The following is a 7,580-nucleotide window of genomic DNA, read 5'->3' as shown; positions in this document are numbered from 1 at the left end:
GGGTGGGGCTTGGCGTGGGGCGTGGTGTCGCCCGAGACGACGCAGCCGGCGCCGTCCAGCCCGATCAGGGGCAGCAGCGGGTCGGTGAAGCGGGCTGGCTTGTTGGTGACGATGCCCCATGCCAGCCCGGCCCGGACGATGCCGTCCAGCAGTTCGGGCACGCCGGGGAACAGCGTGCTGTGCTCGGCGATGGCGGCCTGGTAGTTGTCGAAAAAACCTTCCCGCAGGGCGGCGAAGCCTTCGTCGTGCGGCTGCAGACCGAAGGCGGCGCCTATCATGCCGCGCGCGCCGGCCGAGGCCGTGGGACGCAGCAGTTCATAGGCGGTCGGCTCCAGGCCGCGCTCGCGCCGCAGCAGGTTGACGGCGGCGGCCAGGTCGGGGGCGGTGTCGGCCAGCGTGCCGTCCAGGTCGAACAGGATGGCGCGCGGGGCGCTGCGGGGAAGTGCCAGGCTCATGGTGGGAATGGGGGAGACGTTACAGGGGACGGCTGGTGGCCATCAGGTAGTTGACACTGGTGTCGTCGTTGAGCGAGTAGATCTTGCTCAGCGGATTGTAGCCCATGCCCTTCAAGCCCTGCACGTCCAGCCCGGCGCTGCGCGCGTACTGCGACAGTTCGGCCGGCGTGATGAACTTGGCATAGTCGTGGGTGCCCTTGGGCAGCATGCGCAGCAGGTATTCGGCCCCCAGCACGGCGAACAGATAGGCCTTGGGATTGCGGTTCAGGGTGGAGAAGAACACCTGGCCGCCCGGTTTGACGAGGCTGGCCGCGGCGCGCACGATGGCGCCCGGGTCGGGCACGTGTTCCAGCATTTCCATGCAGGTCACCACGTCGAACTGGCCGCCTTCCTGGGCCGCCATGTCTTCGGCCGCGATCAGCTTGTAGCGCACCTGCACGCCCGACTCCAGGCTGTGCAGGTCGGCCACCTTGAGCGCTTTTTCCGACAGGTCGATGCCCGTCACGTGGGCGCCTTTTTTGGCCATCGATTCGGCCAGGATGCCGCCGCCGCAGCCGATGTCGATCACGCGCTTGCCCGCCAGCGGGGCGCGCGCGTTGATCCATTCCAGGCGCAGCGGATTGATTTCGTGCAGGGGACGGAACTCGGACGTGGGGTCCCACCAGCGGTGGGCCAGGTCACTGAATTTTTGCAGTTCTAAAGGATCGGCGTTCATGGGCAGCTTTGTTGGGACAATACCCGGATTTTACAGCATGGACGTAAAAAAACCCCGCCTGGGCGGGGTTCGGAAGTGCGTCCGCGGGTCGCCCCGCGGACGGCAGGCACGCAATTACTTGCTGGTGCCGACCACTTCGATTTCCACGCGACGGTTCTTGGCGCGGCCGGCTGCGGACTTGTTGTCTGCAACTGGTTGCTTCTCGCCCTTGCCTTCGGTGTAGACGCGGTTCGCTTCCACGCCCTTGGAGATGATGTAGGACTTGACGGCTTCAGCGCGGCGGATCGACAGCTTCTGGTTGTAGGCATCGGTACCCACGGAGTCGGTGTGGCCGACGGCGATGATCACTTCCAGGTTGATGTTGCCCAGCTTGGAGGTCAGGTCGTCCAGCTTGGCTTTGCCTTCTGGCTTCAGTACGGCCTTGTCGAAGTCGAAGAAGGCGTCAGCGGCGAAGCTCACCTTCTGTGCGGTCGGCACAGGGGCTGGCGCTGGGGCTGGTGCCGGTGCAGGCGCTGGTGCAGGAGCGGCTGGCGGTGGTGGCGGCGGTGCTACGCACTTGCCGTTTTCCAGCTTCTCTGGCTCGACGCAGATCGGCAGATCGCAACCTGGAACGGCATCGGCCGGGGTCCAGTAGCCGGTACGCCAGCACAGGCCGAACGGGTCACGGGCGATCACGCCGCGTGCGTCCTGGACGTAGGCGCTTTTCGGGGTGGCAGCCTGGATGTCCTGGGTGACTGGAGCGAACGGAGGAGCGGTTGGGGTCTGGGCGATTGCCGAGCCGGCGAAAGCAGCCGACACAGCCAAAATCGAGATAAGTTTCTTCATATTTTTCTTCCTTTCGGGGGTGATATCCGCATAAAAACTGCGCGACGTAGTAATGCGTGGCCCGAATTCTACCACGCAGGGCGGGCGCGCCTGTTTTCTGCTTGCGAATCAAGCAATTGACTTCTCGTCCATTTTGCCACAGGCGGTATCGGTACGCTTTTGGGCGCAATTTAAACCTTTCCCGATTCCGACCAAAATGTTGTTTTGTTGCAACACTAACGGCAATAATAATTGATATTTGTGTCACACGCATGACATTTTGTGCTTGGCCCTTGCGTTGGTGCAAGTCCTGGCCGTCCGGCCATGCATGGGCGGCCCGGGGCCATCTGCGCCGGAATTGCGCTGCCGCCATACCGCCCATGTTAAAATCGTACGCTTGTCTGTTCCCACAGCGGTCCTACAGGGCGCGGCCGGGGCGGCAGGGAGGCCTGCGCAGCACGTGCGGTAAAAATTGCTTAAAAGATAAGTCAACCACAGTCAAAGATCGAACGACCCGCCAATGGATCAATTCGCAAAAGAAACAATCCCAATTTCCCTCGAAGAAGAGATGCGCAAGAGCTACCTCGATTACGCCATGAGCGTGATCGTGGGCCGTGCCTTGCCGGACGTGCGCGACGGCCTCAAGCCGGTGCACCGCCGGGTCCTGTACGCGATGCATGAAATGAACAACGTGTGGAACCGTCCCTACGTCAAGTGCGCCCGCGTGGTGGGCGAGACGATGGGTAAGTACCACCCGCACGGCGACGCTTCCATCTACGACACGCTGGTGCGCATGGCGCAGGACTTCTCGCTGCGCTACATGCTGGTGGACGGCCAGGGTAACTTCGGTTCCGTCGACGGCGACAGCGCGGCGGCCATGCGTTACACCGAGTGCCGCCTGGACAAGATCGCCAGCGAAATCCTGGCCGACATCGACAAGGACACGGTCGACTTCCAGCCCAACTACGACGGCAAGGAAAAAGAGCCGACCGTCCTGCCGACCAAGATCCCCAACCTGCTGATCAACGGCTCGTCCGGCATCGCGGTGGGTATGGCCACCAACATCCCGCCCCACAACCTGACGGAAGTGATCGACGGCGCGCTGCACGTGCTGCGCAACCCGGACTGCACGATCGACGAGCTGATCGAGATCATCCCGGCGCCCGACTTCCCCACGGCCGGCATCATCTACGGCGTGTCGGGCGTGCGCGACGGCTACCGCACGGGCCGCGGCCGCGTCGTCATGCGCGCCAAGACCCACTACGAAGAATACGGCAAGGACGGCGGCCGCACCGCCATCATCGTCGACGAGCTGCCTTACCAGGTCAACAAGAAGTCGCTGCTGGAACGCATCGCCGAGAACGTGCGCGACAAGAAGCTGGAAGGCATTTCCGACATCCGCGACGAGTCCGACAAGTCGGGCATGCGGGTGGTGATCGAGCTGAAACGCGGTGAAGTGCCGGAAGTGGTGCTCAACAACCTGTACAAGCAAACCCAGCTGCAAGACACCTTCGGCATGAACATGGTGGCCCTGGTGGACGGCCAGCCGCGCCTGCTGAACCTCAAGCAGATGCTGCAATGCTTCCTGTCGCACCGGCGCGAAGTGGTCACCCGCCGCACCGTGTTCGAGCTGCGCAAGGCGCGCGAACGGGGCCACGTGCTGGAAGGCCTGGCCGTGGCGCTGGCCAACATCGACGATTTCATCGCCATCATCAAGGCCGCCCCCACGCCGCCCGTCGCCAAGAGCGAACTGATGACGCGCGCCTGGGATTCGTCGCTGGTGCGCGAAATGCTGGCCCGCACGGGCGAGGGCGACACGGTGGGCGGCATCGACGCCTTCCGTCCCGAGCACCTGCCCAAGCACTACGGCATGCAGCCGGACGGCCTGTACAAGCTGTCCGACGAACAGGCCCAGGAAATCCTGCAGATGCGCCTGCAGCGCCTGACCGGTCTGGAGCAGGACAAGATCGTCAACGAATACCGCGACGTGATGGCCGAAATCGCCGACCTGCTCGACATCCTGGCCAAGCCGGCCCGCGTGACGACCATCATCACCGACGAGATGACGCTGGCCAAGAACGAATACGGCGCCGGCAACAAGGACGTGCGCCGCTCGACCATCGAGCACAACGCCACCGACCTCGGCACGGAAGACTTGATCACGCCGCAGGACATGGTGGTGACCTTGTCGCACACCGGTTACATGAAGGCCCAGCCGATCTCCGAATACCGGGCCCAGAAGCGCGGCGGGCGCGGCAAGCAGGCCATGGCGACCAAAGAGGAAGACTGGATCGACCAGCTGTTCATCGCCAACACGCACGACTACATCCTGTGCTTCTCCAACCGCGGCCGCATGTACTGGCTCAAGGTGTGGGAAGTGCCGCAAGGCTCGCGCAACTCGCGCGGCAAGCCTATCGTCAACATGTTCCCGCTGGCCGACAACGAGAAGATCACCGTCATCCTGCCGCTGTCGGGCGACAACCGCACCTTCCCGGAAGATCATTACGTGTTCATGTCCACCAGCCTGGGCACCGTGAAGAAGACGCCGCTGAAGGACTTCAGCAACCCGCGCAAGGCCGGCATCATCGCCGTCGACCTGGACGAGGGCGACTTCCTGATCGGCGCTGCGCTGACGGACGGCGCGCACGACGTGATGCTGTTCTCGGACGCCGGCAAGGCCGTGCGCTTCGACGAGAACGACGTGCGTCCGATGGGCCGCAACGCCCGCGGCGTGCGCGGCATGAACCTGGAAGAAGGCCAGCACGTGATCGCGCTGCTGGTGGCCGAGAACGAGGAGCAGTCGGTCCTGACGGCCACCGAGAACGGCTACGGCAAGCGGACCCCGATCACCGAGTACACCCGCCACGGCCGCGGCACCAAGGGCATGATCGCGATCCAGACCTCCGAGCGTAACGGCAAGGTGGTGGCGGCGACCCTGGTCGATTCGTCCGACGAGATCATGCTGATCACCACCGGCGGCGTGCTGATCCGCACCCGCGTGTCCGAGATCCGCGAGATGGGCCGCGCCACCCAGGGCGTGACCCTGATTGCGGTGGAAGACGGCACCCGCCTGTCCGGCCTGCAGCGCGTGGTCGAGACCGACATCGACGAAGTCGAACTGGAACCGGGTCCGGACACCAAGCCGGAAGATGCCCAGCCTGAATAAGGCCGGCAGATAGGCATGCCCCGGCGCGGTTGGGCCGGGGCGGACGGGGTCAGGGTTCTGTGCGCGGATTAATGCGACAATAACACTGGCCCCGTTTTTATTTGTGGCGCGCCATGCGCCGCCACGCAGTTTCGACATCGTTATTGACTCGACTTATTTAAGGACCGTACCGTGACTCACATCTACAACTTCTCCGCCGGCCCCGCCGTGCTGCCGAAGGAAGTGCTGGCGCAAGCCGCTGCCGAAATGCTGGACTGGCATGGCAGCGGCATGTCCGTCATGGAGATGAGCCACCGCGGGCCGGAATTCATTTCGATCTACAAGGCAGCCGAGCGCGACCTGCGCGAGCTGCTGGCAGTACCGGATAACTACAAGATCCTGTTCCTGCAAGGCGGCGGTCTGTCCCAGAACGCCATCGTTCCCATGAACCTGGTCGGCCACAAGCCGCAGCCAGCCACGATCGACTTCGTCCATACCGGCTCGTGGTCAGGCAAATCGATCAAGGAGGCGGCCAGATACGCCACCGTCAACGTGGCCGCCTCGGCCCAGGCGGAAGGCTTTAGCCGCGTGCCGCCGCAGTCGGAGTGGAAGCTCACGCCCGGCGCGGCCTACCTGCACCTCTGCACCAACGAAACCATCGACGGCGTCGAATTCGATTTCGACCATGGCTCGCCCCAGCCCCTGACGGGCGACTGCGCCGGCACGCTGCTGGTGGCCGACATGTCGTCCCACATCCTGTCGCGCGCCATCGACGTGTCCAAGTACGGCCTGATCTTCGCCGGCGCCCAGAAGAACATCGGTCCGGCCGGCGTGACCATCGTCATCGTGCGCGAAGACCTGCTGGGCAAGGCGCTGCCGATCTGCCCCTCGGCCTTCGACTTCAAGCTGGTGGCCGACAACGAATCGATGTACAACACGCCGCCCACCTACGGCATCTACATTGCCGGCCTGGTGTTCCAGTGGCTCAAGCGGCAAGGCGGGGTGGCCGAGATGGAGCGGCGCGCCATCGCCAAGGCGGCGCTGTTGTATGGCGCGCTGGACGCCGACGATTTCTACAGCAACCGCGTGGCGCCTGAAAACCGCTCGCGCATGAACGTACCCTTCTTCCTGAAGGACGAAAGCAAGAACGAAGCATTCCTGGCCGGCGCAAAAGCGCGCGGCCTGCTGCAACTGAAGGGCCACAAGTCCGTCGGCGGTATGCGCGCATCGATCTACAACGCGATGCCAATCGAGGGTGTGCAAGCCCTGGTCGATTATTTGAACGAGTTCGCGGGGCGCTAAAGCAGCGGGGCGGTGGAGCAATCCGCCTGCCCCTCCCGCATCTTTCACGACACTGACACTTATTTGGTACTGATGCAGACCATGACAGACAAACTTAAACCGCTGCGCGAACAGATCGACGCCATCGACGCGCAGATCCTCGAGCTGCTCAACCGCCGCGCCAAGGTGGCGCAGGAAGTGGGCCACGTCAAGGCCGAAACCAACGCGCCCGTGTTCCGCCCCGAGCGCGAAGCCCAGGTGCTGCGCAGCGTGGCCGAGCGCAATCCCGGCCCGATGGGCAACACGGAAGTGCAGACCATCTTCCGCGAAATCATGTCGGCCTGCCGCGCGCTGGAAAAGCGCGTCACGGTGGCCTTCCTGGGCCCGTCCGGCACCTTCAGCGAGCAGGCCGTGTACCAGCAGTTCGGCAGCGCCGTGGAAGGCTTGCCGTGCGCCTCGATCGACGAGGTGTTCCGCGCCACCGAGGCCGGCACTGCCGATTTCGGCGTGGTGCCGGTGGAGAATTCGTCCGAGGGCGCCATCAACCGCACGCTGGACCTGATGCTGCAAACGAGCCTCATCATCAGCGGCGAAGTATCGATCGCCGTGCACCACAGCCTGATGAGCAAGACCGGCAGCATGGATGGCGTCACCACCATCTGCGCCCATTCGCAGGCGCTGGCCCAGTGCCAGGTGTGGCTCAACCTGAACTACCCCAACATCGAACGGCGTGCCGTGGCCTCCAACGCGGAGGCGGCGCGCATGGCCGGCGACGATCCCACCATCGCCGCCATCGCCAGCGAAATGGCGGGCCAGCAGTACAAGCTGGGCGTGGTCAAGGGCCATATCCAGGATGATCCGCACAACCGCACCCGCTTCGCCGTGGTCGGCCACCTGCAGACCAATCCGTCCGGCCAGGACCAGACCTCGATCGTGCTGGCCGTGCCCAACAAAGCCGGCGCCGTGTACCAGCTGCTGGCGCCACTGGCCAAGCATGGGGTGTCGATGACGCGCTTCGAGTCGCGTCCGGCGCGCATGGGCACGTGGGAGTATTATTTCTATGTTGATATCGAAGGCCACGTCCACAACGACGCCGTCGCCCGGGCGCTGGCGGAGCTGAAGGACAACGCGGCCTTCTTCAAGGTGCTGGGCTCCTACCCGGTCAGTCTTTCCTAACCCT

The 7,580-nt window shown here is 64.0% G+C and carries 6 protein-coding genes; 3 read left to right on the top strand and 3 right to left on the bottom strand.

What is annotated here, in order from left to right; genetic code table 11:
* The 3 genes from AC3WOS_RS20780 to ompA form a co-directional block, all read right to left on the bottom strand.
* On the bottom strand, positions 1 to 455 hold a 455-nt coding region (locus AC3WOS_RS20780), incomplete at its 3' end, for an HAD family hydrolase (RefSeq protein ID WP_492718149.1).
* 19 nt (positions 456 to 474) lie between these two features.
* Complete coding sequence (gene ubiG, locus AC3WOS_RS20775; protein WP_492718147.1) at positions 475 to 1,170, bottom strand: bifunctional 2-polyprenyl-6-hydroxyphenol methylase/3-demethylubiquinol 3-O-methyltransferase UbiG; 696 nt, start codon at positions 1,168 to 1,170, stop codon at positions 475 to 477.
* Positions 1,171 to 1,284: 114 nt separating this feature from the next.
* Complete coding sequence (gene ompA / locus AC3WOS_RS20770) at positions 1,285 to 1,995, bottom strand: outer membrane protein OmpA (protein ID WP_492718145.1); 711 nt, start codon at positions 1,993 to 1,995, stop codon at positions 1,285 to 1,287.
* Positions 1,996 to 2,494: 499 nt separating this feature from the next.
* On the opposite strand from ompA, the gene gyrA reads away from it, so the two are divergent.
* The 3 genes from gyrA to pheA all read left to right on the top strand — a co-directional run bounded on the left by gyrA (position 2,495) and on the right by pheA (position 7,576).
* Positions 2,495 to 5,140, top strand: coding sequence for a DNA gyrase subunit A (gene gyrA, locus AC3WOS_RS20765; protein WP_492718144.1), 2,646 nt, complete (start codon positions 2,495 to 2,497; stop codon positions 5,138 to 5,140).
* Between the two features lie 171 nt (positions 5,141 to 5,311).
* On the top strand, positions 5,312 to 6,421 hold the full coding sequence (gene serC, locus AC3WOS_RS20760) for a 3-phosphoserine/phosphohydroxythreonine transaminase (protein ID WP_492718142.1): 1,110 nt from the start codon (positions 5,312 to 5,314) through the stop codon (positions 6,419 to 6,421).
* A gap of 81 nt (positions 6,422 to 6,502) precedes the next feature.
* Positions 6,503 to 7,576 (top strand): prephenate dehydratase, encoded by a 1,074-nt coding sequence (pheA, locus tag AC3WOS_RS20755; RefSeq protein WP_492718140.1) that lies wholly within the window; start codon positions 6,503 to 6,505, stop codon positions 7,574 to 7,576.
* Positions 7,577 to 7,580 lie beyond the last annotated feature (4 nt).

The sequence above is a fragment of the Rugamonas sp. FW305-51 genome (assembly GCF_058786935.1).
Note: the sequence above shows the minus strand (reverse complement) of the source record. Positions and strands in the feature narration are given on the sequence as shown.